Raw genomic sequence first — 23,041 nt, 5'->3', positions numbered from 1 at the left:
AGCTGTTCGGCGGTGGCGAGGACGACCATGTCAGACGCCCGCGAACGGCGCGATGGTGATGCCGGCGTCCTGCAGCATCCGCTTCGTCTCGGCCGCCATCGCCACCGAGCCGGGGCTGTCGCCGTGCACGCAGATCGACTGCGCGGCCACGGGCACATCGGTGCCGTCGATCGCGCGGATCACCCCCTCGGCGGCCAGGCGCACCATGCGCTCGGCGACCGCGGCCGGGTCGTGCAGCACGGCGCCCTCCTCGGTGCGCGACACCAGCTGACCGTCCGGCTGGTAGGCGCGATCGGCGAAGGCCTCCGCCGCGACGGCGAGCCCTGCGCGCTCGGCGACGTCGAGCACGACGCCTCCGGACAGGCCCAGCAGCACCAGGCTCGGGTCGAGCGCACGGATCGCGGCCACGACGTCCTTCGACTGACGCTCGTCCCGCGCGATCGTGTTGTACAGCGCACCGTGCGGCTTGACGTAGGCGACCCGTCCGCCGACCGCGGAGGCGAGCCCCATCAGCGATCCGAGCTGATACTCGACGTGCGCCTGGAGGGTGGCCGAGTCGATGTCGATCTTCGTGCGTCCGAAGTTCTCGTAGTCGCGGTAGCCGGGGTGCGCGCCGATCACGACGCCGCCCTGGACCGCATCTGCGAGCGTCTCGCGGATGCCCTCCGGGCTGCCTGCGTGGAAGCCGCACGACACGTTCGCACTCGTGACGAGGCGGAGCATGCTCGCATCGTCGCTGACGATCCGGTCGGCGACGTTCTCGCCGAGGTCCGAGTTCAGGTCGATCGACGTCATGCGATCACGCTCCTATTCCGAGGAAGGCGAAGATGGGGCCGACCGAGACGATCCCCATGTACCAGGTCAGCAGCGTCACGAGCGTACCGGCGATCAGCAGCCACAGCGGGTACTTCTTCGAGCCGAGCAGATCCCGACGGAACCAGCCGATGTACATGAACACCGTGAGTCCGATCGGCAGGATCAAGCCGTTGAAGCCGCCGACGAAGACGAGGATCGCTGCGGGAGCCGTACCGATCGACAGGTACACGGCCAGCGACACCACGATGAAGGCGACGGTCGCGAGCTGCAGCGGCCAGCCGCCCCTGAGCTTCTTCGTGAACGTGGAGAGGAACGTGGCGGAGGTGTAGGCCGCGCCGATGACGGAGCTGATCGCGGCGGCCCAGAAGATGGCGCCGAAGATGCGCAGTCCGGCGTCGCCGAGCACTGCGCCGAACGCCTGACCCGCGGGGTTCGCGGCCTGGCTCGACAGGTCGAGCGTCACGCCGGAGGCCACGACACCGAGGATCGCGAGGAACAGGACGTAGCGCATGATGCCCGTGACGAGGATGCCGTTGGCCGCGGCGCGCATCACCGGGCCGGCGCGCTCGGGCCCGGTGTGCCCGGAGTCGAGGTAGCGGTGGGCGCCGGAGTAGGTGATGTAGCCGCCGACCGTTCCGCCGACGATCGTGGTGATGGTGGCGAAGTTCAGCTCGTCCGGGAGGAAGGTCTGGGTGAGCGCCTCACCGAGCGGCGGCTGGGCGATGAAAGCCACGATCAAGGTCATGACGATCATGCCGAGACCGAGCACGATCAGGACGACATCCATCACGCGCCCCGCCTTCTTGATCAGGAAGATGATGATCGCGAGGGCCGCGGTCAGTGCGCCTCCGAGCTTCGGATCGACCCCGAGAAGGGCGTTCATGCCGAGCCCGCCACCGGCGATGTTGCCGATGTTGAAGGCGAGTCCACCGATCACGACGAGGACGGCGATCACGTGTCCGGAGAAGGGGATGGCGCTGTTGGCGAGTTCGCCGGCGCGCTTGCCCGACGAGGTGATCATGCGCCACACGTTCAGCTGCACGGCGATGTCGACGAGGATCGAGACGAGGATGGCGAACGCGAAGGCCGCCCCCATCGTCGCGGTGAACGTGGCCGTCTGGGTGATGAAGCCGGGGCCGATGGCGCTGGTGGCCATGAGGAAGATCGCGCCGATGACGGCGCTGCGGCCGGCGCGCTTCTTCGCACCGGCCAGACGGACTTCGTCCTCCGGGGAGAGGGAGGCGGTGGAGTGCTCAGACATGGAGGGGGATTCCCATCGTCGTTGGTGGGTGTCGGGTGACCCCCAGTGTAGAACGGATAGACACTGATTGTTCAACAATATTGTTTCGGCTGTGCTACGAAGACGTTGCCTCTCTGTGATTTCCGGACCGGATCCTCGAACGATCCATCCGGCCTCCACCTACGATGAAGGCATGAACCAGCAGGGCATGCTCCCGGATGTGCTCCGTCAGCGCATCATCGACGGCGACTTCGCTCCCGGATCGCGACTGTCCGAGTCCGCCCTCGCCGAGCAGTTCGACGTCTCCCGCAACACCCTCCGCGAGGCATTCCGCGCACTCGCCGAGCAAGGGCTGCTGGAGCACATCCCGCACCGCGGCGTCTCCGTCGCCTCCCCGTCGATCGCCGACGTCATCGACATCTACCGGGCCCGCCGCGTGATCGAATGCTCCGCGCTGCTGCAGTCGGAACCGGAGCATCCGGCCGTCCAGCGGATGAAGGACGCGGTCGAGGCCGCGGAAGCCGCCCGGGCAGAGGCGACGGAGGACCCCCGGGCCTGGCGCCGGGTCGGCAGCGCCAACATGGCCTTCCACGTCGCACTCGTCGATCTCGCCGACAGCCCCCGACTCGCCCGCACCTACCGCGATCTGGCGGCCGAGCTCCGCCTGGTCTTCCTCAAGATCGACGACCCGCGATCCCTGCACGAACCCTTCGTCCGCAAGAACCGTGCCGTGCTCGACGCCTTCCTCGCGCGAGGCCCGCAGGCCGGAGCCACCGAGCTCGAGCGCTACCTCGTGCAGTCCGAGCGCGTGGTGCTCGGCGCCTTCGCCCGCATGCGCCTGGAGTGATACGGAGTCAGGCCGAGGCGCGCACCACGAGCTCGGTGGACAGGATCGTCGTGGTGGGCGGGTTCTCGCCCGCGAGACGGGACAGCAGGATCCGGGCCATGGCCTCGCCCTGCGCGTACATCGGCTGACGCATCGTGGTCAGCTGCGGATCCGTGCTCACCGCGACCGACGAATCGTCGAAGCCCACCAGGGCGATGTCCTCCGGGACCCGCAGCCCCGACGCCCGCAGCGCCGTCAAGGCTCCGCGAGCCATCAGGTCGCTCGCGATGAAGATCGCGTCGGGGCGTCCGCCCGCGAGGAGCCGCCGAGCGGCCTCCGCCCCGCTGGCCTCGCTGTAATCCCCCTCCTCCTCCGCGTACGGGGAGAGCCCGGCAGCCTTCAGCGCATCGCGGAAGCCCTGCACGCGGTCGACCGACGCGACCATCGTCAGCGGCCCGGAGATCGTCGCGATGCGCGTACGGCCGATGTCGATCAGGCGCTGGGTGGCGTTGCGCGCTCCGGTGACGTTGTCGACATCGACCACGTAGTCGCCCTCATGGCGGCGCACCGGCCGGCCGCCGAAGACGACGGGAACCGCGTCCGCGATCCGGTCGACGAAGGCGTCGCTCGTGTGGTGCGACACGATCAGCGCGCCGTCGACACCGCCGTTGCGCACGAAGCTGGTCATCTTGTCGCCGGGATCGTCGCTCGCGATCAGCAGGTTGAGCAGGTAGTCCGAGCTGCCGAGTGCCCCCGTGATGCCCGCGACGATGGCCGCGAAGAACGGGTCGCCGAAGAAGCGCGTCGTGTCTTCGGGGACGATCAGGGCGATCGCGTGCGTCTGTCTCGACGCCAGGGAACGTGCCGCGCGGTTGGGAACGTAGTTCAGCTCGTCGATCGCGGCGCGCACGGCGGCCAGGGCCTCCGGGCTCACTGCCGTCGATCCGTTCACCACCCGCGACACGGTGGACCGGGAGACCCCGGCGGCGGATGCCACCTCTTCGATGGTCGCTCGGGGCGACATCAGCGTACGCACTCTTCCATCGCCCTATTGTCGCTGACCATCTCCGTTCGAATCGCGCAAACGGCTCCGTTTCGGCCGAGGATGCCGCCGTTTGCGCGATTCGAAGGGGAAGGACGCCCTCCTACAGGGCGCGAGCGGCGATGATGCGGGCGTACTCCCGGCCGGAGTCCTTGAGCGTGCGCTCCTGCGTGTCGTAGTCGACGCGCACGATGCCGAAGCGCTTGTCGTAGCCCCACGCCCACTCGAAGTTGTCGAACAGCGACCAGTAGAAGTAGCCGCGCACGTCGACCCCCGCATCCGCCGCATCGAGCACCGCGCCCAAGTGCAGCCGCAGGAACTCGGTGCGGTCGGCGTCGTGCACACGCTTCTCGCCGTCCTCGACCACCACGACGTCGTCGTACGCCGCACCGTTCTCGGTCATGTAGAGCACGGTGCCGGCCGGTTCGGCGTACTCGGCCCAGATCCGCTGCAGCACGCGGGTGAGGCCTTCGGGCTGCACCTCCCAGTTCTGTGCCGTGCGGGGCAGACCGCGCTCGACCGCGTGGATGTCGGAGCTCGAGGGATAGGGGCTGCGCCGGACGCGGTCGGTGTCCGGCTCCGCGGAGACGGGCCCTTCGGCCGGTGCCGTGCCGGACACGAAGTCGCCGTGGTAGTAGTTCACTCCCTGGGAGTCGATGTGCTGTGCGATCATCTCGAGGTCGCCGTCGCGGACGGCCGCCTCGAACCGCTCGACCGCCTCCGCATCGACCGCCCGGATGTCCTCGACGATGTCGGCCGGATAGCTGCCGCGGTAGATCGGATCGAGGAACCAGCGGTTGAACTGGCCGTCCACACGGCGGGCCGCATCGACGTCGGCGGGATTCTGCGGATCGGCAGGATCTGCGACGGTGTGGTTCAGCGTGATGCCGAGGTTGAGCGAGGCATCGCGTCCACGCAGCTCCTGCACGGTGCTGCCATGCGCGAGCAGCAGGTGGTGCGCCGCGAGCATGCCCTCGGCGACGCTGGTGTGCCCCGGCGCGTGCTCCCCCGCCGTGTACGAGAGGAAGGACGAGCACCACGGCTCGTTCAGCGTCGTCCACACGTTCACGCGGTCGCCGAGCGCATCGTGCATGGTGCCCGCGTACTCGAGGAATCGGTCGACCGTGTCACGGTTCGTCCACCCGCCGATCTCCTGCAGCGCCTGCGGCATGTCCCAGTGGTACAGCGTCAACCAGGGCAGGATGTCGGCGCCGAGCAGCTCGTCGACCAGACGCTCGTAGAAGTCGACCCCGGCGGGGTTGACCGCACTGCCGTCCGGCCGCACCCGCGACCACGACGTCGAGAACCGGTACGTCTGCAGGCCGAGCTCCTTCATGAGCGCGACGTCCTGCGGGTATCGGTGGTAGTGGTCGCAGGCCACATCGCCGTTCTCTGCGCCGATGACGGCACCGGGCACGCGGGCGAACGCGTCCCAGATCGATGCGGTGCGCCCGTCCTCGAACGCCGCCCCCTCGATCTGATACGCCGCCGTCGCGGCACCGAAGAGGAAGTTCTCAGGGAAGGAGCGGGTCATAGGGGTCATCCTTTCACCGCGCCCGCCATGATGCCACTGACCAGCTGCCGACCCGCGACCACGAAGAGCACGAGCAGCGGGAGGGTCGCGAGCACCGCGCCGGCGAGCACGATCGAGTAGTCGATGTAGTACCCCGACTGCAGCTGGCTGAGGGCCGTCTGCAGCGTCGGGTTCTGGGGCGAGAGCACGATCAACGGCCACAGGTAGTCGGTCCACGCGGTCATGAAGGTGAAGAGGCCGAGGATCGCCATGGCCGGGCGCGCCGCCGGGACGCCCACGTTCAGGAAGGTGCGGAACTGGTTCGCGCCGTCCATGCGCGCGGCCTCGATGAGCTCGTCCGGAATGACGTCGACCAGGTATTGCCGCATGAAGAACACGCCGAACGCGGTGACCAGGGTCGGCACGATCACCGCGCCGATGGTTCCGGTCCAGCCGAGCTCGCGCATCAGCATGAACAGAGGGATGATGCCGAGCTGCGTCGGGATCGCCATCGTCGCGATCACGAAGATCATCAGCCCGTCGCGTCCCTTGAAGCGCAGTTTCGCGAACGCGTAGCCGGCGAGTGTCGAGAACGTGACGACCGAGAGGGTGATGATGCTCGAGATCAGGAACGAATTGCCGAGCGCGAGCCAGAAAGGGATCGCATCGAACACCTGCGCGGCGTTGGTGAGGAAGTTCCCGCCGGGGATCAGGGGAAGCGTCTCGCCGCGAGTGGCGTTGGTGCCACTCGCGACCACGACCGACCACCACAGCGGATAGACGCTGCCGATGATGAACGCGGCCAGCAGTCCGTAGGTGAGGAAGCCGGGTCGACTGCCGATCCCCGCGATCCCGGAGGACGCGCTGCGGCGACGCCGGATCTTCTCCGGCACGCTGAGAGCCTGCGTGGCGGTCATCGGGACTCCTTCTCGGTGGTCGTGCGCACGCGGCGGCGGGCCGCGCGATTCTTCGGGGCGTCGCCCGTGGAGATCCGCCGGGAGATCAGGAAGTTGATGACGCCGATGCCGACGATCAGCAGGAAGAGCAGGATCGCCACGGCGGAGGCTTCGCCGAGGTTGCGACGGAAGAAGGCGAGTTCCCACAGGAACAGGACGGTGGTCTGGAACTGCCGATCGCTGCCGCCGATGCCCCCGGCGGTGGACACGTCGAACAGGCGGGGCTCGGCGAAGATCTGCAACCCGCCGATCGTCGCCGTGATGATCACGAAGATCAGGGTCGGACGGATCGTGGGGATCGTGATCGAGAAGAACCGGCGCGCGGCCCCGGCCCCGTCGAGGGCGGCGGACTCGTACAGGTCGCGCGGCACGGCCTGCATCGCTGCCAGCAGGATGAGGGCGTTGTAGCCCGTCCAGCGGAAGTTCACCATGACCGCGATCGCGATGTGCGACAGGGCCGTGTTGTGCTTCCACTCCTGGTCGGCGATCCCGACGAGATTGAGCAGATTGTTGGCCAGGCCGTCGGCTTCGTTGAAGATGCTCGAGAAGATGATGGCGACCGCGACCGGCGTGACCACGAACGGGATCAGCACGCTCATCCGCCAGAACGTCGGAGCGCGCAGTCCACGGTCGAGGAGGTACGCGATCACGAGGGCGACGGCGAGCTGCGGGATGGCCGAGAGCAGGAAGATGCTCAGGGTGTTGCCGATCGAGTTCCAGAACATCGCGTCACCGAGGATCTCGGCGAAGTTGCCGAACCCGACGAAGTCCCCCTCCCCCTTGAGCAGATCCCACTCGTGCACGGCGACCCACACGGTGTAGAGCAGGGGGAACAGGCCGACCAGCCCGAACAGCAGGAAGAACGGCGAGATGTAGAAGTACGGCGAGGCGTTCTGGTCGAACCGCGAGACGCGCTGGCGCCAGGAGCGCTTCGGCACGGCGTCCTTCGTCGGGGATGCCGTCTCGCGGTGCTCCGCGGGCGGGGCGGTGAGAGTCATGGGGGTGTCCTTGTCCCGGATTTCCGAGGGGTTCCGGTCGCAGTCTCGCTCGGAATGCACGGGCGATACCGAGCGAGACTGCGACCGGAAGTGGAGGTCCGCCGGGGTCAGCCGACGAGGTCGTTCAGCAGACCGATCGCCTGGTCCCAGGCCCCCTGCGTGTCGGTCTCGCCGCGGTCCAGGCTGCTGAGAGCCGGGCCGAAGACGTTCTCCTGGATGACCGAGTCATCCGCCCCCTTGAACTGCGCGACCACGCCCTTGGCGCGCTCAGCGAGAATCGCCCCGGTCGGCGCGTCGTTGAAGAACGCGTTCGGCGTCGCGTCCGCGGCGAGCGTCTCCTGCGCCTTGATCGTGGAGGGGAAGTTGCCCGCGGCTGCGGACTGCTTCACCTGCTGCTCGGGCTGGGTCAGCCAGTCGGCGAGCTCGGCGGCTGCCTCCTTGTGCTGCGAAGACTCCGGGATCGAGAGGAAGGCACCGCCCCAGTTGGCCGCACCGCCCGGGAACACGTCGGCGAAGTCCCATCCGGTCGACGCGTCTCCGCCGCCGGCCTCGACCTGGCCCTGCACGACGCCGAGCATCCAGCCCGGGCACACGAAGGTCGCGAAGGTCCCGTCGACGAACGACTTGCCGCCGTTCCAGTCCCAGGCCGTCTGCGCGGCGGACTGACCGCCCTCGGTCGCCGCACCCAGCAGCTCGAAGCGCTCCTGGAGCTCGGCGTTGCCCTCGACGTTCAGCTCGCCGTCTGCGGTGTAGTACCCCTCGTCGAGCTGGTTCACCATGGCGTTCCACACGAAGCCGGAATGGTCGTACCAGGCCTTGCCGGTCTTGGCGGTGTAGTCCGCGCCGACGGCGAAGTAGTTCTCCCAATCGCCGTTCAACAGCTCGGCGACCGACTCGCGGTCGCTCGGGAGTCCTGCAGCCTCGAACGCGGCGCCGTTGTAGCAGATGCCGCTCGGACCGATGTCCGTGCCGTAGCCGATCACACGGCCGTCGGCATCGGTCGCCTGACCGTACTTCCAGTCGACCCAGTCGTCCTTGCGGTCCTCGATGCCGTAGTCGCGCAGGTCGACGAAGGTGTCGGAGACGTCCATGATCGCGCCGAGCCAGCCCTCCTCGATCGCGACGATGTCGCTGAGACCGGAGCCGGCGGCGATCTTCGTGAACGCGTCCGTGCGGGCGTTGCCACCCGTGTCGATGTTGGTCGCCTCGATGGTGACGTTCGGGTGTGCCTTCTCGTATTCCTTGTAGAGGTCTTCGTAGCCGAAGGTGCCGAATGTGGTGACGGTCAGTGTGACCTCTTCGTCGTCGCTTCCCTCCGAGGTGTCGCCGGAGCTGCCGGAGCAGCCGGCCAGGGCCAGGGCGGAGACGGAGGCCACAGCTGCGATCGCGAGGATCCGGTGGCGGGCACGTGTGTTCACAGTTCACTCCTTTGTGGTGGTTCGTGCTGAGGTGTGGTGCTTCAGGATGATCGTGGGAGCGCTCCCACGGGTTGAGCAGTCACTCTATGGGAGCGCTCCCACGGTGTCAACCCGGCCGGTGCGAACCCGGTCCTGTTCACAACTCCTCAATCAGGCGGGCACCGAGGGGCAGGAAGCCTCCCTGAGCCCCGAACCGGTCCGATTCTGCGGAGTTGTGAACCCGGCGTAGCCTTGTCCGGTGCCCGAAGCCACGCTCTCCCCTGCCCTCGTCCGCGCTGAAGCCCTGATCCGCAACGTCCCGGACTACCCGCAGCCGGGGATCATCTTCCGCGACATCACGCCGCTCCTCGCCGACGCCGAGGCGCTCCGCGTGACGACCGAGGCGATCATCGAGCCCTTCGCCGGGCAGTTCGACGTGATCGCGGGCATCGAGGCTCGTGGATTCATCCTCGCCAGTGCCGCGGCGATCGCAGCGGGCGTGGGACTCATCCCGATCCGGAAGGCCGGCAAACTGCCGCGCCCCGCCGCCTCCGTGGACTACGCGCTCGAGTACGGCACCGCCACGATCGAGATGCACGACGACCTGCCTTCCGGGTCGCGGGTGCTGCTGATCGACGACGTGCTCGCCACCGGCGGCACCCTCGCCGCGGGACGCCAGCTGGTCGAGCGGCTCGGCAGCCACGTCATCGGCATCTCGGTGCTGTTCGAGATCGACGGTCTCGGCGGCCGCGAGGCCGTCGGCGACCTGCACACGGTCTTCCACTCCGCGGAGTAGTCTCCGCCGGGGGCAGTAGACTGAGTGCGCCCGTCCGCCCGCGACTCCCGGAGCCGTTCATGCCCACCATCGTCGTCGACGTCATGCCCAAGCCCGAACTGCTCGACCCGCAGGGGAAGGCCGTCTCCGGCGCTTTCGCCCGCCTCGGCGTGGAGGGCTTCTCCGACGTCCGCATCGGCAAGCGCTTCGAGCTCACCGTCGAGGGCGAGGTCACCGACGAGGTCCTCGCCGAAGCCAAGCGCATCGCCGACGAGGTGCTCTCCAACTCCGTGATCGAGGACGTCGTCGGCATCGAGGTCGCCCAGTGACGCAAGGAACGGCCGTGACCGGCAAACGGACCGTCCGCATCGGCGTCATCACCTTCCCCGGGTCGCTCGACGACCGTGACGCCCAGCGCGCGGTGCGCATCGCCGGCGCCGAACCCGTCGCCCTGTGGCACGGTTCACACGACCTCGAGGGCGTCGACGCGCTCGTCCTCCCCGGCGGCTTCAGCTACGGCGACTATCTGCGCGCCGGTGCGATCGCCGCGCTCTCCCCGATCATGGCCGAAGTCAAGGACGCCGCGGCGAAGGGCATGCCCGTCCTGGGCATCTGCAACGGGTTCCAGATGCTCGTCGAAGCACACCTGCTTCCCGGCGGCCTGATCCGCAACAACCACCAGCACTTCGTGCGCCGTGACCAGAAGCTCACGGTCGAGAACTCCGACACCGCCTGGACGAACGCGTTCCGCAGCGGCCAGGAGATCGTGATCCCGCTCAAGAACGCCGACGGCGGCTACATCGCCGACGAGCAGACGCTCGACCGCATCGAGGGCGAAGGACTCGTGGCGTTCCGCTACGCCGGGGTCAACCCGAACGGCTCACTGCGCGACATCGCGGGCCTCACGAACGAGGCGGGCAACGTGGTCGGCCTCATGCCGCACCCCGAGCACGCGACCGAGGCGGGCTTCGGCCCCGACACCGCAGCCGCCATGCGCAGCGGCGTCGACGGACTCGACTTCTTCACGAGCGCGATCGCCGCTGTGGCCCGCGTCGCCGCGTAGCACCTGGCGTCGGTCGTCCGGGCTTCACTCGCCCGGGAGCGTAAAGGGGTTGCTCCCCGCTGCCGCGAGCAGGTACCAGGCCGTCGCGCCCGTGTGCAGACTCGCGTAGTAGAGATCGCCGAATCCGGAGTCGAGCCCATCGTTCGAGGTCGCGACGATACCCTTTCCGTCTCCGTTCGGGGCATCGCGCTGCGCCAGCCGGATGCTGCTCAGCAACACCTCCGCTCGGTCCGCGTCGCCCACTCCGTCGCGCAGGCGCAGGGCCAGCGCGAGGTGTCCGCTGCCCTCGAACCACGCCTTCGACACGTCGACCTCGCTGATCGACGGCCCCGTGTAGGGACCGTCGGTCGCGATCAGGTTCGCGAGCGTCCAGTCCAGCGCGGCGCCGTAGCGCGGGTCGCCTGTGGCGAGCGCACTCCAGGTCTGCCCGTCCAGCGGGATGGGACGCGTGTTGACGGTCGAGCCGTCGAGGCCGGTGCCGGTGTTCACATGACCGTCCGCGCTCTGCATCGCCGCGACGAAGCCGGCGGCCACGGCTGCCCGGTCCGCCCACACCTCGTCACCGGTGAGCTGCGCCAGCTGTGCGAAGAACCCCGCGATGTCGCTGTTGTGCTCGGTGGACTTCCAGGTCAGCGACGTGCCGTCCTCGAGCTGACCGCCGGTGTAGCCATACGGAGCCCGGACCATGTCGGCGGTGTTGTCCTGGATCCACTGCGCCGCGCGCAACGCCCCGTCGAGGTAGCGCGGCTCCCCTGTCGCGTGCGCGAGCCGCGCGAGAGCCAGCCCGACCCAGGCCTGGTTTCCGGTGAAGCTGCCCGGTCCGGTGATCTCCACCCGTCCTTGGCGGATGCCGTGCGGCTCGTACGAGGCACGGGTTCGTCCGTCGCCGATCGGGTCGTTCTCCTGCACGAAGAGGAGCGTGTCGCCGATCGCTCGCGCACGACGGAGGTCGTCCGGCAGCCCCCGTGCGGTGTAGGCGATCACGACCAGCGCATCGTCGTACACGAACGACGGAGTGAAGTCCCAGGTGGGCGTGGTGAAGAATCCGCCCTGGTAGCTGCGCGGCAGGCAATGTCCCGCGCCGTCGCAGAATTCGTCGACCCTGGCGTCGAGGAACTCGTAGGCCAGTGCCACCGACTTTGCGGCCTCCGGTGTTCCCGCGCCGGGCGTCGAACCGTCCGCGGCCCTGCCTGCGCCCAGGGCAGCAGGGGCCGCGCCGGCGAGGACAGCCGCGGCGACGAGCGCAGCGACGATGATCCACGGCGCCGAGCGACGCGAAGAACCGGACATGGGGACCCCTCGGTCAGAACCGCGCGCTGGGGATGACGCGCAGGCGACCTCGAGGTCACGGACTGAGCCTGACAGTTCCGTCGAAGCCCGAGAAGGGGCGAAAGTCTATATATTGCCATTTCGCCGTTGCCACATTGGCGAACGCTATGCCAGTGCGGGCGGCCAGACGCCGATGATCACCGCCATCACGACGACGGTGACCAGCTCGTGGGCGATGTTCAGCGTGGTCAACTTCGTCGAACGGCCCTCGAACGCATCATGCGTGATGAAGCGCGCGGCCGTGAAGCCCGCCCACAGCGTGACCGCCGTGACGATCGCGCCCCAGAAGAACGATCCGCCGTAGAAGTGCCAGGCGATGGCGGCTGCTCCGGCGAGCACCCAGGCCGTGATGAAGCTCACGATGACCGTGGTGATGATGGGCCACATCGCCGTGGCGGCCGGTCGATCCATGTCGACGTTGGCGAGTCTCGCCCAGCGCGTGCCGAACACGCCTCTGGCGTACCAGACCGAGCCGACGACCATGCTCGATGCGGTGGCCAACAGGACCGCCCAGTAGTTGATCTCCGGAACCATGACAGCCTCCACTCCTCGGATGCCGCCACCCTACTCCCGCCGGTGCGCACGCGGTCTTCGACACCCGCCTGATCCCTCCACGGATGCAAGACGCTCGCCTCCGCCACGGGCGAATCCCTTCACCGAACCGATTCGACTCCTGCTCTGGCAAGTATGTAAGCGTTTGCAGTAGCCTGTTTCGCATGGCACAGCTTGAGCAGATCGCAGCCCCCGGTTCCGAGTGGTGGCGCAGCGCCGTCATCTACCAGATCTACCCCCGCTCCTTCGCGGATGCCTCGGGCGACGGCATCGGCGACCTGCCGGGCATCACCAGCCGCCTCGACTCGCTGCAGGAACTGGGCGTCGACGCGATCTGGCTGAGCCCGTTCATGACCAGCCCGCAGCGCGACGCCGGCTACGACGTCGCCGACTACCGCGACGTCGACCCGCTCTTCGGCACACTCGCCGACTTCGATCTGATGCTGGAGGAAGCGCACTCCCGCGGCATCCGCGTGATCGTCGATCTGGTCCCGAACCACTCCTCCGACCAGCACGTCTGGTTCCAGGAGGCGCTCAAAGCGGCTCCCGGAAGCCCTGAGCGCGCGCGCTACATCTTCCGCGACGGCAAGGGCGAGAACGGCGAACTCCCGCCGAACAACTGGGAGTCCGTGTTCGGCGGCGGCATGTGGGAGCGTGTCGTCGAGGCCGACGGCACCCCCGGCCAGTGGTACCTGCACATCTTCGACGCCACGCAGCCCGACTTCGACTGGACGAACGAGGAGGTGCGCGAGGAGTTCCGCTCCATCCTGCGCTTCTGGCTCGACCGCGGCGTCGACGGCTTCCGTGTCGACGTGGCCCACGGCATGGTCAAGGCCGACGGCCTGCCCGACTACACGCCTCCGAGCGATGCCGACTCCATGGGCGGCGGCGAGTCGAACGTTCCCTACTGGGGTCAGGACGGCGTGCACGACATCTACCGCGACTGGCACACCGTGCTCGCCGAGTACGACGGCGATCGCGCCCTGTGCGGCGAGGCCTGGATGCCGACGCTCGCCCAGACTGCGCTCTGGGTGCGTCCGGATGAGATGCACCAGACGTTCAACTTCCCCTACCTCATGACGTCGTGGGACGCGAAGGCTCTGCGCGACGTCATCCGCGAGTCGCTAGACGAGTTCGGCGCGGTCGGCGCCCCCAGCACGTGGGTGCTGTCGAACCACGACGTCGTGCGTCACGCTTCACGTCTGGCTCTCACGGCAGAGAACCCGCAGGGCGAGGGCATCGGACCGAACACCCCGAACAAGCCCGACACCGCGACCGGCCTCGCCCGCGCCCGGGCTGCGACCACTCTGATGCTCGCGCTCCCCGGGTCGTCGTACCTCTACCAGGGCGAGGAGCTCGGACTGCCCGAGGCCATGGAGATCCCCGACGAGTTCCGTCAGGACCCGACCTGGTTCCGCACCCACGGCGAGCGCTACGGCCGGGACGGCTGCCGCGTGCCGCTGCCCTGGGAGGCGGAGGCTCCGGCCTTCGGCTTCAACGACACCGGCCTGTCGTGGCTCCCGCAGCCGGACGAGTGGGCGGCCTACGCGCGCGATGTCGAGGAGACCGATCCCGCGTCGACCCTCGCGCTCTACAAGCGCCTGCTGGCGGGGCGTCGTGAGCACGGCTTCGGTGCCGGATCGCTGATCTGGGAGGAAGCGGGGCCCGACGCCGTGGCCTTCCGCCGTGGCGATGTGCACGTGATCGCGAACCTCGGCACCGCGCCGATCGAGTTGCCCGCGAACGCCGTCGTGATCCTGCAGAGCCAGCCGTTCGACGGAGCGGCCGTCCCGGTCGACACCGCCGTCTGGTACACCACGGCCGTCCAGGCCTGAGAGCCCCTTCCGGTCGCGATATGACAGCTCCCCTGCGGCTCAGGGGTGTCATATCGCGACCGGAGCACAGTCGACAGAGGAACGCATGGCCAGCATCGATGAGGTCGCCCGACTCGCGGGGGTGTCGACCGCGACCGTCTCGCGCGCGCTGAGCGGACGCGGTCACGTGTCGGAGTCCGCCCGCGAACGCGTGCAGTCGGCGGCGCAGTCGCTCGGCTACGTCGTCTCCTCGCGAGCATCGAGCCTCGCGTCCGGCCGCACCCGCAACGTCGGCGTCGTGGTGCCGTTCCTCGACCGGTGGTTCTTCAGCACCGTGCTCTCCGGTGTCTCCGCCGCCCTGATGCGCGCCGGCTACGACATCACGCTCTACAACATCACCGCCGACAAGGACGTGCGTCGGCACGTGTTCGACACCTTCCTGCGGCGGCAGCGCGTGGATGCCGTCATCGCCGTGTCGATCGAACTCGACGAGGAGGAGACGCAGCTCCTCCTCGACCTGGGGCTACCCGTGATCGCGATCGGCGGCCCGAACCCGAAGCTCGACACCCTCACGGTCGACGACGTCGCGGTGGCGCAGCTGGCGACCGAGCACCTGATCGGCCTGGGCCACACCGACATCGCGCACATCGGGGCCAACCCCGAGTTCGACATCGACTTCCACATCCCCACCAACCGCCGCCTGGGCTTCGAGAAGGCTCTGGCGAGGGCCCGGATTCCTCTGAACCACGCGTTCCTCGAGCCGGCGGACTTCACGGTCGAGGGTGGCTACCGGGCCGCGAAGCAGCTCCTCGGACGCCCGGGGCCCCGCCCGACGGCGGTGTTCGCCGCGTCCGACGAGATGGCGATCGGCGCACTGCTCGCGGCCCGGGACCTGGGCTTCAACGTGCCGCAGGAGCTGTCGATCGTCGGTATCGACGGGCACGAGCTCGGCGAGTTCTTCCGCCTGACCACGGTCGATCAGTTCCCGCTGGGCCAGGGCGAACGCGCCGCGGACGCCGTGCTGGCGAAGCTCACCACCCCGGACGAGGTCCACATCCCGTCAGCGCTGCCCTACGAGCTGAACGTGCGCGGGACCACCGCCCGTCTGCTCTGACCGCGGAGACCCGGCGCCGTCGCGCCAGGTGCGGTAGCCGCCGTCGAGGTTGCGGGCATCCACTCCGCGCTGACGGAGGATGCGCGTGGCGATGTGTCCGCGCAGTCCGACCTGGCAGTGGACCACGACCTCGCCGTCGGGCAGCTCGTCGAACCGGTCCCGCAGCTCGTCGAGCGGCACGTTCACGGCGCCGGGGATCGCTCCCGCCGCGAACTCCGCCGGTGTGCGGACATCGATCAGCGCCGCCCCGGCACCCTGCGCGGCCTCGAGCTCATGCCACTGGATCGTCGGCGTCGTACCGGTCCGGGTGTTCTCCGCGACGTAGCCCAGGATGTTCACCGCATCCTTCGCCGAGCCGAACTGCGGCGCATAGGCGAGTTCGAGCTGCGCGAGCTCTGCGGCCGGCATGCCTGCGTGCATGGCCGTCGCGATCACGTCGAGCCGCTTGTCGACGCCGTCCCGCCCGACGATCTGCACGCCGAGGATGGCATCGGACTGCGGGTCTGCGAGCAGCTTCATCGACAACGTCTCGGCACCGGGGTAGTACCCGGCGTGGGACCCGGGATGCACATGCACGACATAGAACTCTCGCCCCGCCGCTCGGAGCTGCCGTTCACTCCAGCCCGTCTTCCCCGCTGCGATCCCGAACACCTGGACGATCCCGGTGCCGAGTGCCGGTCGCGCCGTCTCGGTCCGCCCCGCGATGAGGTCGGCCACCATGCGGCCATGCCTGTTCGCGAGACCGGCCATCGTGACGAGAGCCGTGCCCCCGCCCACGAGCTCGAGCTTCTCGACCCCGTCTCCCACGGCGAACACGTCGGGCGCACTCGTGCGGCACCGCGCGTCGACCTCGATGCCACCGGTCTCGCCGATCCGGATGCCGGCGCGCTCCGCCAGCGCGGTCTCCGGCACCACCCCGGAGGCGTCGATCAGGAGTTCCGCGGGGACGGAAGCCCCGTCGCTCAACGTGACGTACCCGGATTCGGCGCCCACGACCTCGACGCCGAGACGCACGTCGACACCGCGCGCACGGACCTCCGCGGCGATCGGGGCGGCCATCTCCGCGTCGAGGGGCGAGAGCAGCTGAGCCCCTCGCTGCACGAGGGTCACCGAGGCTCCGCGCGCCACGAGGTTCTCGACCGCTTCCAGGCCCGTGTAGCCACCGCCGACGACGACGACCGGAAGACCGGGTCGCACGAGAGCGGCATCGATCGCATCGGCATCATCGACCGTCCGCAGGGCACGGACGGGGATATCGGAGACCGGTTCGTCCCGGCGCGGGCGCGCACCCGTGGCGAGGATCAGGCTGTCGTAGCTCTGCGTGAAGCGGCGCCCCGAATCGAGTTCTTCGACCTCGACCAGCTTCTGCGCGGTGTCGATGCGCACGACGTCGTGACGCACCCGGACATCGAGCCCGAACCGGCTGCGCAACGATGCGGGCGTCTGCAGGAGCAGCGACTCCCGCTCGGCGATCACGCCGCCGACGTAATAGGGCAGCCCGCAATTCGCATACGAGACCTCGGGACCGCGCTCGAAGACGACGATCCGCGCCCGCTCGTCGAGGCGGCGAAGGCGCGCGGCGGCGGACATCCCCCCGGCGACACCGCCGACCACGACGACGGTACGTGGTTCGGCCGTGGTCATCGCTGGAACATCCGTGAGAAGAAGCCGCCCTGCGCCTGCTCCTTCGGATGCCCGGAGCACCACTGCGCAGCGGGGACCGTTCGCCGCACTTCCGCGACGTGCTGACCGCATCCCGCCCAGGTCGTCTTTCCGCAGGTCTTGCAACGGACTGCTCGGCACATGTTCTCGACTCCTCACTGATACCCCCATGGGTATCTTCGTGCTCCCAGCATACCCCAGGGGGTATAGTGGGGAGTCCAGCAGACACTCAGGGAGCGACCGATGTCATCCGCAGATGCCGAGACCCAGCGCAAGATCGCCAACCGCCTCAAGCGCGCCCAAGGACAGCTCGGAGCCGTGATCTCCGCCGTCGAACGCGGGAGCGATTGCCGCGCGGTCGTCACCCAGCTCGCTGCCGTCACCTCCGCGCTCGACAAGGCGGGATTCCAGATCATCGCCTCCGCGATGAAGGACTGCCTGAACGACCCCGCGGCGGAGACGGAGACGGCCACCGACACCGATGGGGTGTCGATGGCCGAACTGGAGAAGCTCTTCCTCTCCCTCGCGTGAGCCGCGATGTGACGACGGTCAGCGCGCGGTGATGAGGCCCGCGGTCGAAGTGCGGGCGGCCTCGAGACGACGCTGCACATCGGGCCAGTTCACGAGGTTCCAGAAGGCCTTCACATAGTCGGCGCGCACGTTGAGGTAGTCGAGGTAGTAGGCGTGCTCCCACACGTCGAGCTGCAGCAGCGGGGTCACACCGAGCGGCGCGTTGCCCTGCTGGTCGAACAGCTGGAAGATCACCGGGCGGGCCCCCACGCTGTCCCAGGCGAGCACGGCCCACCCCGAGCCCTGCACACCGAGCGCCGCGGCGGTGAAGTGCGCACGGAACCCGTCGACCGAGCCGAAGGCATCGACGAGCGCCGCCTCCAGCTCGCCCTCCGGCGCGCCGCCGCCCTCGGGCGACAGGTTCTGCCAGAACACCGAGTGGTTGATGTGGCCGCCGAGGTTGAACGCGAGGTCCTTCTCGAGCTTGTTCACGTTCGCGAGGTCACCCGCATCGCGGGCGGCGGCGAGCTGCTCGAGGGCGGTGTTTGCGCCCGTCACGTACGCCTGGTGGTGCTTGGAGTGGTGCAGCTCCATGATCCTGCCCGAGATGTGCGGCTCGAGCGCTGCGTAGTCGTAGGGCAGCTCGGGGAGCGTGTAGAGAGTGGACATGACGTCTTCCTTTCAGTGGTGCGGGTCGTGAGGGAGGGCGTGGAAGCGACGGTCGAGGTATACGAGGGGGCGCCCCTGCGGCCCGGCGATGACGTCGAGCACCTCGGCGATCACGACCGTCGACGAGCCGACCGCCACGGTCTGCAGCGCACGGCAGCGCAGGGCAGCGCGGGCGGAGGCGAGATACGGCTCCCCGGTGTCGAGCTCCGACCAGCCCTGCTCAGGGGTGAAGCGCTCGGATCCGCTGACGGCGAAGCTCTGCGCGAGGGCGGAGTGCTCGTCGTCGATGAGATGCACCACGAAGGTGTCCGCACCGAGGATCGCCCCCGCCGAGCCCGTCGCCCTGGTGACCGAGAACACGATCGCCGCGGGGTCGACCGCCACCGAGGCGACGCTCGACGCCGTGAGCCCGACCGGACCCGTCGGAGTGAACGCCGTGATGATCGCGACGCCAGCGGGGTGCGTGCGGAACGCATCCTTGAGGCGGTCGCCGACCGGCGTGGGTGTGGGTGTCGCGGTCATCGGCCGGCCTCCGTCATCTGTTCCTGCTTCGCATGCCTCAACATCTCCTCGCGTTCGACGAGCTTCGTCCTCTCCCGGCCGCGGTCGGCTCCGGCGCTGCGCTCCGCCGCGTCGATGCGCAGCCACCCGTCGAGGTCGACGGAGTGTCCGAGATGGGCGATCGGATCGTCTCCGCGGACGACCTCCTCCGCGGCCTCGAGATCGTCGACGAGGTGACGCACGGTCTGCGCGGCATCCGATTTCGTCGAACCGATGAGCCCGACGGGCCCACGCTTGATCCATCCCGTCGCGTACAGTCGCGGGATCGGGTCGCCCGCCGCATCCAGGACTCTTCCCTCCGCGTGCGGCACGACTCCGAGATCGTCGTCGAAGGGCACTCCGGGCATCGGCGTCGAGCGGTAGCCGACGGCACGGTAGACGGCTCCGACGTCGTACTGGCGCAGCTCGCCGGTGCCCACCATGCGGCCCAGCTCATCCGACGCGGTCCGCTCCATCTCGATACCGGTCACCCGCCCGCTGCCCAGCAGACGGACGGGCCGCTGCCGCACGTGCAGATGGATGCGGCGAGTGGCGGCGCGGCCGGCAGGATCGAGCGCAGCCCACTCGGTCAGCGTGCGCACGATGATACGACGCTGCGAGAACTGCGCGATCATCCGTTCGGCATGGGCGTCGAGCGCGAGTTCCTCCGGGTCGACGATCACGTCGACGTCGTCCTGCTCCGCGAGCTCGCGAAGCTCCAGGGGCGAGAAGCGCACGTCCGCCGGACCCCGCCGCGCGAACAGGTGCACGTCCCGCAGAGGGCTGGCACCGAGCTGGTCGAGTACGGCATCCGGCGTATCGGTGTGCGCCAGCGCGGAGGCGTGTTTGGCGAGGATCCGTGTCACATCGAGCGCGACGTTGCCCGCACCGAGCACCGCCACCGCCTCGGCGGCGAGCGGCCAGGTGCGCGGCGCATCGGGGTGCCCGTCGTACCAGGCGACGAAGTCGGCGGCTCCGAAGGAACCGGGGAGGTCGATGCCGGGGATATCGAGGCGGACGTCGAGGTCGGCACCCGTCGCCACGATCACCCCGTCGTACGCGGCACGCAGCTCGTCGATGTGGATGTCCACGCCGACCTCGACATTGCAGCGCAGCCGGATGCGCGGGTGGACGATCACCCCGTGCAGCGCATCGGTGATCTTGCGGATCCGCGGATGATCGGGGGCGACGCCGTAGCGGACGAGACCGTACGGTGCCGGGAGCTTCTCGAACAGGTCGAGCGACGCGGTCGGCACGCGGTCGAGCAGGATGTCGGCCGCGTAGATGCCCGCGGGGCCCGCTCCGACGATGGCGATGCGGGGTTCGGCGACGGTCATGCGTGTTCCCCCTGGGGTGGCAGCGCGGCGATGACCGCGTGGTCGAAGGCGAGCATCCCCGTCTTCGCCGCGCCTCCGGGGGAGCCGATCTCGTCGAAGAACTCGACATTGGCCTTGTAATAGTCCTGCCACTCGTCGGGGAGGTCGTCCTCGTAGAAGATCGCCTCGACGGGACACACGGGCTCGCAGGCACCGCAGTCGACGCACTCGTCCGGGTGGATGTAGAGCGAGCGTTCCCCCTCGTAGATGCAGTCGACGGGACATTCGTCGATGCAGGCCTTGTCCTTCACATCGACGCACGGCAGAGCGATGACGTAGGTCATCGCGGGGTCTTCTCTCGGGTCACGGTGTCCACGGTAAAACCTCAAGTACACTTGAGGTCAAATCGAGGAGACCCGGATGAGCCCCCACGCACCCGACGAGCCGCTGACGATCGGCGAGATGACCCGACGCACCGGTGTCGCCGCGTCCGCCCTGCACTTCTACGAGACTCTCGGGCTCATCGCCTCCACCCGCACCCCCGGCAACCAGCGCCGCTACGCCCGGCACATGCTGCGGCGGGTGTCGCTCATCACCGTCGCCAAGCGCCTCGGCATCCCGTTGTCCGACGTCCAGGCCGCCTTCGCCGACGTGCCGCTGACCGAGACCCCGAGCCACGCCGACTGGCAGAGGGCCTCCCGGCGCTGGAAGCGCGAGCTCGAGAAGCGCCGCGAGGGCATCGAGCGCCTCGAGCGCGAGCTCACCGGGTGCATCGGCTGCGGCTGCCTGTCGATGAAGGCGTGCGGCCTGCTCAACCCCGACGACGCCCTCGGCACCCAGGGCTCAGGTCCGCGCCGCCTGGACGGCTAGCTCCCCCGCCCCCTCACTCCCCAGGTCGAGACCCCCGCTGGCCGTCGACACCCCCGCCCACGGGCATCTGTGCGCGGGGGTGCGGACGACAGGCGGGGGTCTCGGCGAGGAACGTGGGTCTCGGCGAAGGCTGACGGCTCCGACACGCCCGACTAGGCTCGGGCCATGACGATCGACCTCGAAGCGCTCTACCTCGACCTGCACCAGCACCCCGAGCTCTCGTTCCAGGAGACGCGGACCGCTGGGATCGCCGCCCAGCACCTGCGCGACCTCGGCCTCGAGGTCGAAGAAGGAGTCGGGGTGACGGGAGTCGTCGGGCTGCTGCGCAACGGTGACGGTCCCGTCGTCTGGGTGCGCGCCGACATGGATGCACTCCCTGTCGAGGAGCAGACCGGCCTCTCGTACGCGAGCACGGCGAAGGGCGTCGACCCCGCGGGGACCACTGTTCCCGTCATGCACGCCTGCGGTCACGACATGCACGTCACCGCGATGGTCGGTGCCGTGGAGAAGCTCGTCGCGGAGCGCTCCGAGTGGTCGGGCACGCTCGTGGTGCTGATCCAGCCGGCCGAGGAGTACGGGGCCGGGGCGCGCGCGATGCTCGACGACGGGATCCTCGACCGCTACCCTCGGCCCGACATCGTGCTCGGCCAGCACGTGACCCCCCTCCCCGCCGGGATCGTCGGGGTGCGCAGCGGGACGCAGATGGCCGCCTCCGACGGGCTCACCGTGACCCTGCACGGACGCGGCGGACACGGCTCCCGCCCGCACGCCACGATCGACCCGGTGGTGATGGCCGCGGCAACCGTGATGCGCCTGCAGACCATCGCCTCGCGCGAGATCGACCCGCAGGGCGTCGCGGTCGTGACCGTCGGTTCGATCCACGCCGGACTCAAGAACAACATCATCTCGGCCGAGGCGAAGCTCGAGCTCAGCCTGCGCTACCCGAATGAGGAAGCACGCGAGAAGGTGCTCGCGAGCGTGGAGCGCATCGTGCGCGCCGAGGCGACCGCGTCCGGGGCGGAGCGGGAGCCGGAGATCCGCACCGACCACACCCTGCCCGCGACGATCAACGATGAGGATGCCACAGCCCGCGTCACCGGTGCGATCCAGCGCGCCCTCGGCGAGACCTCCGTCATCGACCCCGGCATGTTCACCGGCAGCGAGGACGTGTCCTGGTTCGCCCGTGACGCAGGTGCTCCCCTGGTGTTCTGGTTCTGGGGCGGCGTCGATCCCTCTCGGTTCGCCGAGGCGGTCGCCGCGGGTCGACTCGAGCAGGACATCCCGACGAACCACTCGCCGTTCTTCGCGCCCGAGATCCACCCGACGATCGAGGTCGGCGTGACCGCCCTGTCCGCCGCTGCGCGGGAGTTCCTCGGCTGAAGGCGGATGCGAAGGACGGCATCGCTCACGCGACAGGCTGTTGCGCGCCCAGGAAGACGTGCAGGCCGAGCGCGTTCCGCTGGGGAGGTGGGGCCGCAGAAAGATGGCGCCCCAGCAGCTCGACGACCCCGTCCGGAATCGGGTCGATCGCGGTGGTCTTCTTGACGTCTTGCGAGCCGAAGCCGGCCAGGAGCGACACGGAGCCCCGGTCCGCGCTCCTCACCTCGACGCGGGCGTAGTCCGTGTCGAGACGGATCAGCACGCGAGCGACGCAGGCCCAGGGATACGATCGTTCCACCCCGGCACCGATCACCCGGATCCCCGCGTCGTCCCACTCGACGACGTAGCGCTTCCGCCGCCAGGCGAAGATCCACAACAGGGCGAGCGCGATGACGACGGCCAAGCCACCGGCGATCAAGACGACATCGGACCTGCCGAGCAGGGAATCGGTCTCGAGGGAGATCACGATCAGCACCGCCGTGGCAGCGGCCCCTCCGCCGAGCACGCACCCGAGGATGATCACGACGAGTTGGCGCACGGACACCCGGGTCGCCCGGATCGTCAATCGGTACCCGTCACGCCCCTGCCCGATCGGCTCCCACATCCGGTCATCCCTGTCTCTTGAGTCGGTTCTGGCGGCGCGCCTTCCGCCGCTCCGG

Annotated in this window: 24 protein-coding genes; 9 read left to right on the top strand and 15 right to left on the bottom strand. The window is 69.0% G+C overall.

Annotated elements, in window-relative coordinates; all coding sequences use genetic code 11:
* Positions 1-30: 30 nt before the first annotated feature.
* Both LC041_RS14205 and LC041_RS14200 read right to left on the bottom strand, forming a co-directional pair.
* Positions 31-795 (bottom strand): LamB/YcsF family protein, encoded by a 765-nt coding sequence (locus tag LC041_RS14205; RefSeq protein WP_226533743.1) that lies wholly within the window; start codon positions 793-795, stop codon positions 31-33.
* Positions 796-799: 4 nt separating this feature from the next.
* Positions 800-2,077 (bottom strand): NRAMP family divalent metal transporter, encoded by a 1,278-nt coding sequence (locus LC041_RS14200; RefSeq protein WP_226533742.1) that lies wholly within the window; start codon positions 2,075-2,077, stop codon positions 800-802.
* 172 nt (positions 2,078-2,249) lie between these two features.
* Here LC041_RS14200 and LC041_RS14195 point away from each other — a divergent pair, with 172 nt between their 5' ends.
* Positions 2,250-2,903, top strand: a complete 654-nt coding sequence (locus tag LC041_RS14195; RefSeq protein ID WP_226533741.1) for a GntR family transcriptional regulator — start codon at positions 2,250-2,252, stop codon at positions 2,901-2,903.
* 7 nt (positions 2,904-2,910) lie between these two features.
* Here LC041_RS14195 and LC041_RS14190 read toward each other — a convergent pair whose 3' ends face one another.
* The 5 genes from LC041_RS14190 to LC041_RS14170 form a co-directional block, all read right to left on the bottom strand.
* Entirely contained in the window at positions 2,911-3,906 is a 996-nt protein-coding gene (locus tag LC041_RS14190) for a LacI family DNA-binding transcriptional regulator (RefSeq protein ID WP_226533740.1), read from the bottom strand.
* Between the two features lie 121 nt (positions 3,907-4,027).
* Positions 4,028-5,458, bottom strand: a complete 1,431-nt coding sequence (locus tag LC041_RS14185; RefSeq protein WP_226533739.1) for a GH1 family beta-glucosidase — start codon at positions 5,456-5,458, stop codon at positions 4,028-4,030.
* A gap of 5 nt (positions 5,459-5,463) precedes the next feature.
* Complete coding sequence (locus LC041_RS14180) at positions 5,464-6,354, bottom strand: carbohydrate ABC transporter permease (RefSeq protein WP_226533738.1); 891 nt, start codon at positions 6,352-6,354, stop codon at positions 5,464-5,466.
* Positions 6,351-7,391, bottom strand: a complete 1,041-nt coding sequence (locus LC041_RS14175) for a carbohydrate ABC transporter permease (RefSeq protein WP_226533737.1) — start codon at positions 7,389-7,391, stop codon at positions 6,351-6,353. The genes LC041_RS14180 and LC041_RS14175 overlap by 4 nt, the downstream gene beginning before the upstream one ends.
* A gap of 107 nt (positions 7,392-7,498) precedes the next feature.
* Positions 7,499-8,809, bottom strand: a complete 1,311-nt coding sequence (locus LC041_RS14170; RefSeq protein ID WP_226533736.1) for an ABC transporter substrate-binding protein — start codon at positions 8,807-8,809, stop codon at positions 7,499-7,501.
* A gap of 238 nt (positions 8,810-9,047) precedes the next feature.
* Between LC041_RS14170 and LC041_RS14165 the strand changes: the two genes are divergently transcribed.
* The 3 genes from LC041_RS14165 to purQ are packed head-to-tail and all read left to right on the top strand — an operon-like array spanning position 9,048 to position 10,626.
* Positions 9,048-9,584 (top strand): adenine phosphoribosyltransferase, encoded by a 537-nt coding sequence (locus LC041_RS14165; RefSeq protein ID WP_226533735.1) that lies wholly within the window; start codon positions 9,048-9,050, stop codon positions 9,582-9,584.
* A gap of 59 nt (positions 9,585-9,643) precedes the next feature.
* A complete protein-coding gene (purS, locus tag LC041_RS14160; protein ID WP_226533734.1) occupies positions 9,644-9,892 on the top strand; it encodes a phosphoribosylformylglycinamidine synthase subunit PurS in 249 nt (82 codons plus the stop codon).
* A 14-nt stretch (positions 9,893-9,906) separates the two neighbouring features.
* Complete coding sequence (gene purQ / locus LC041_RS14155) at positions 9,907-10,626, top strand: phosphoribosylformylglycinamidine synthase subunit PurQ (RefSeq protein WP_226533733.1); 720 nt, start codon at positions 9,907-9,909, stop codon at positions 10,624-10,626.
* A 24-nt stretch (positions 10,627-10,650) separates the two neighbouring features.
* Here the strand turns inward: purQ and LC041_RS14150 are convergent, their stop codons facing one another.
* Complete coding sequence (locus LC041_RS14150) at positions 10,651-11,916, bottom strand: hypothetical protein (RefSeq protein ID WP_226533732.1); 1,266 nt, start codon at positions 11,914-11,916, stop codon at positions 10,651-10,653.
* Between the two features lie 144 nt (positions 11,917-12,060).
* Positions 12,061-12,489: a DUF1761 domain-containing protein gene (locus tag LC041_RS14145; protein WP_226533731.1), complete on the bottom strand. Its 429-nt coding sequence runs from the start codon at positions 12,487-12,489 to the stop codon at positions 12,061-12,063.
* 182 nt (positions 12,490-12,671) lie between these two features.
* Here LC041_RS14145 and LC041_RS14140 point away from each other — a divergent pair, with 182 nt between their 5' ends.
* Positions 12,672-14,342 (top strand): glycoside hydrolase family 13 protein, encoded by a 1,671-nt coding sequence (locus LC041_RS14140; protein ID WP_226533730.1) that lies wholly within the window; start codon positions 12,672-12,674, stop codon positions 14,340-14,342.
* An 85-nt stretch (positions 14,343-14,427) separates the two neighbouring features.
* Positions 14,428-15,435, top strand: a complete 1,008-nt coding sequence (locus LC041_RS14135) for a LacI family DNA-binding transcriptional regulator (RefSeq protein ID WP_226533729.1) — start codon at positions 14,428-14,430, stop codon at positions 15,433-15,435.
* On the opposite strand, the gene LC041_RS14130 is transcribed toward LC041_RS14135, so the two are convergent.
* Positions 15,382-17,079, bottom strand: a complete 1,698-nt coding sequence (locus LC041_RS14130; protein ID WP_226533728.1) for an FAD-dependent oxidoreductase — start codon at positions 17,077-17,079, stop codon at positions 15,382-15,384. The genes LC041_RS14135 and LC041_RS14130 overlap by 54 nt on opposite strands.
* 261 nt (positions 17,080-17,340) lie before the next feature.
* Between LC041_RS14130 and LC041_RS14125 the strand changes: the two genes are divergently transcribed.
* On the top strand, positions 17,341-17,628 hold the full coding sequence (locus tag LC041_RS14125) for a metal-sensitive transcriptional regulator (RefSeq protein WP_226533727.1): 288 nt from the start codon (positions 17,341-17,343) through the stop codon (positions 17,626-17,628).
* Positions 17,629-17,646: 18 nt separating this feature from the next.
* Here the strand turns inward: LC041_RS14125 and LC041_RS14120 are convergent, their stop codons facing one another.
* Genes LC041_RS14120 through fdxA form a run of 4 tightly spaced genes read right to left on the bottom strand, consistent with a single transcriptional unit; the run spans position 17,647 to position 20,476 of the window.
* Complete coding sequence (locus LC041_RS14120) at positions 17,647-18,276, bottom strand: superoxide dismutase (RefSeq protein WP_226533726.1); 630 nt, start codon at positions 18,274-18,276, stop codon at positions 17,647-17,649.
* A gap of 12 nt (positions 18,277-18,288) precedes the next feature.
* Positions 18,289-18,798, bottom strand: coding sequence for a flavin reductase family protein (locus tag LC041_RS14115; protein ID WP_226533725.1), 510 nt, complete (start codon positions 18,796-18,798; stop codon positions 18,289-18,291).
* The gene (locus LC041_RS14110; protein WP_226533724.1) at positions 18,795-20,153 is read right to left on the bottom strand and encodes an FAD-dependent oxidoreductase; all 1,359 of its coding nucleotides are present in this window, start codon (positions 20,151-20,153) and stop codon (positions 18,795-18,797) included. Before LC041_RS14110 ends, LC041_RS14115 begins: the two co-directional genes overlap by 4 nt.
* Positions 20,150-20,476 (bottom strand): ferredoxin, encoded by a 327-nt coding sequence (fdxA, locus tag LC041_RS14105; protein WP_226533723.1) that lies wholly within the window; start codon positions 20,474-20,476, stop codon positions 20,150-20,152. Before fdxA ends, LC041_RS14110 begins: the two co-directional genes overlap by 4 nt.
* Before the next feature lie 76 nt (positions 20,477-20,552).
* Between fdxA and soxR the strand changes: the two genes are divergently transcribed.
* Both soxR and LC041_RS14095 read left to right on the top strand, forming a co-directional pair.
* Positions 20,553-21,002, top strand: a complete 450-nt coding sequence (soxR, locus tag LC041_RS14100) for a redox-sensitive transcriptional activator SoxR (protein WP_226533722.1) — start codon at positions 20,553-20,555, stop codon at positions 21,000-21,002.
* Positions 21,003-21,167: 165 nt separating this feature from the next.
* Positions 21,168-22,382, top strand: a complete 1,215-nt coding sequence (locus LC041_RS14095) for an amidohydrolase (RefSeq protein ID WP_226533721.1) — start codon at positions 21,168-21,170, stop codon at positions 22,380-22,382.
* Between the two features lie 25 nt (positions 22,383-22,407).
* Here LC041_RS14095 and LC041_RS14090 read toward each other — a convergent pair whose 3' ends face one another.
* On the bottom strand, positions 22,408-22,986 hold the full coding sequence (locus LC041_RS14090; protein ID WP_226533720.1) for a hypothetical protein: 579 nt from the start codon (positions 22,984-22,986) through the stop codon (positions 22,408-22,410).
* Between the last annotated feature and the right edge of the window lie 55 nt (positions 22,987-23,041).

The sequence above is a fragment of the Microbacterium paraoxydans genome (genome assembly GCF_020524545.1).
Classification (GTDB): Bacteria; Actinomycetota; Actinomycetes; order Actinomycetales; family Microbacteriaceae; genus Microbacterium; species Microbacterium paraoxydans_C.
This window is presented reverse-complemented; position numbering and strand designations above follow the sequence as displayed.

Excerpts from the sequence above, each read along its gene's own strand:
- LC041_RS14205 (WP_226533743.1), bottom strand. The coding sequence starts at position 795 with ATGACGTCGATCGACCTGAACTCGGACCTCGGCGAGAACGTCGCCGAC.
- LC041_RS14200 (WP_226533742.1), bottom strand. The coding sequence starts at position 2,077 with ATGTCTGAGCACTCCACCGCCTCCCTCTCCCCGGAGGACGAAGTCCGT.
- LC041_RS14195 (WP_226533741.1), top strand. The coding sequence starts at position 2,250 with ATGAACCAGCAGGGCATGCTCCCGGATGTGCTCCGTCAGCGCATCATC.
- LC041_RS14190 (WP_226533740.1), bottom strand. The coding sequence starts at position 3,906 with ATGTCGCCCCGAGCGACCATCGAAGAGGTGGCATCCGCCGCCGGGGTC.
- LC041_RS14185 (WP_226533739.1), bottom strand. The coding sequence starts at position 5,458 with ATGACCCGCTCCTTCCCTGAGAACTTCCTCTTCGGTGCCGCGACGGCG.
- LC041_RS14180 (WP_226533738.1), bottom strand. The coding sequence starts at position 6,354 with ATGACCGCCACGCAGGCTCTCAGCGTGCCGGAGAAGATCCGGCGTCGC.
- LC041_RS14175 (WP_226533737.1), bottom strand. The coding sequence starts at position 7,391 with ATGACTCTCACCGCCCCGCCCGCGGAGCACCGCGAGACGGCATCCCCG.
- purS (WP_226533734.1), top strand. The coding sequence starts at position 9,644 with ATGCCCACCATCGTCGTCGACGTCATGCCCAAGCCCGAACTGCTCGAC.
- LC041_RS14150 (WP_226533732.1), bottom strand. The coding sequence starts at position 11,916 with ATGTCCGGTTCTTCGCGTCGCTCGGCGCCGTGGATCATCGTCGCTGCG.
- LC041_RS14145 (WP_226533731.1), bottom strand. The coding sequence starts at position 12,489 with ATGGTTCCGGAGATCAACTACTGGGCGGTCCTGTTGGCCACCGCATCG.
- LC041_RS14140 (WP_226533730.1), top strand. The coding sequence starts at position 12,672 with ATGGCACAGCTTGAGCAGATCGCAGCCCCCGGTTCCGAGTGGTGGCGC.
- LC041_RS14135 (WP_226533729.1), top strand. The coding sequence starts at position 14,428 with ATGGCCAGCATCGATGAGGTCGCCCGACTCGCGGGGGTGTCGACCGCG.
- LC041_RS14130 (WP_226533728.1), bottom strand. The coding sequence starts at position 17,079 with ATGACCACGGCCGAACCACGTACCGTCGTCGTGGTCGGCGGTGTCGCC.
- LC041_RS14125 (WP_226533727.1), top strand. The coding sequence starts at position 17,341 with ATGTCATCCGCAGATGCCGAGACCCAGCGCAAGATCGCCAACCGCCTC.
- LC041_RS14120 (WP_226533726.1), bottom strand. The coding sequence starts at position 18,276 with ATGTCCACTCTCTACACGCTCCCCGAGCTGCCCTACGACTACGCAGCG.
- LC041_RS14115 (WP_226533725.1), bottom strand. The coding sequence starts at position 18,798 with ATGACCGCGACACCCACACCCACGCCGGTCGGCGACCGCCTCAAGGAT.
- LC041_RS14110 (WP_226533724.1), bottom strand. The coding sequence starts at position 20,153 with ATGACCGTCGCCGAACCCCGCATCGCCATCGTCGGAGCGGGCCCCGCG.
- fdxA (WP_226533723.1), bottom strand. The coding sequence starts at position 20,476 with ATGACCTACGTCATCGCTCTGCCGTGCGTCGATGTGAAGGACAAGGCC.
- soxR (WP_226533722.1), top strand. The coding sequence starts at position 20,553 with ATGAGCCCCCACGCACCCGACGAGCCGCTGACGATCGGCGAGATGACC.
- LC041_RS14095 (WP_226533721.1), top strand. The coding sequence starts at position 21,168 with ATGACGATCGACCTCGAAGCGCTCTACCTCGACCTGCACCAGCACCCC.
- LC041_RS14090 (WP_226533720.1), bottom strand. The coding sequence starts at position 22,986 with ATGTGGGAGCCGATCGGGCAGGGGCGTGACGGGTACCGATTGACGATC.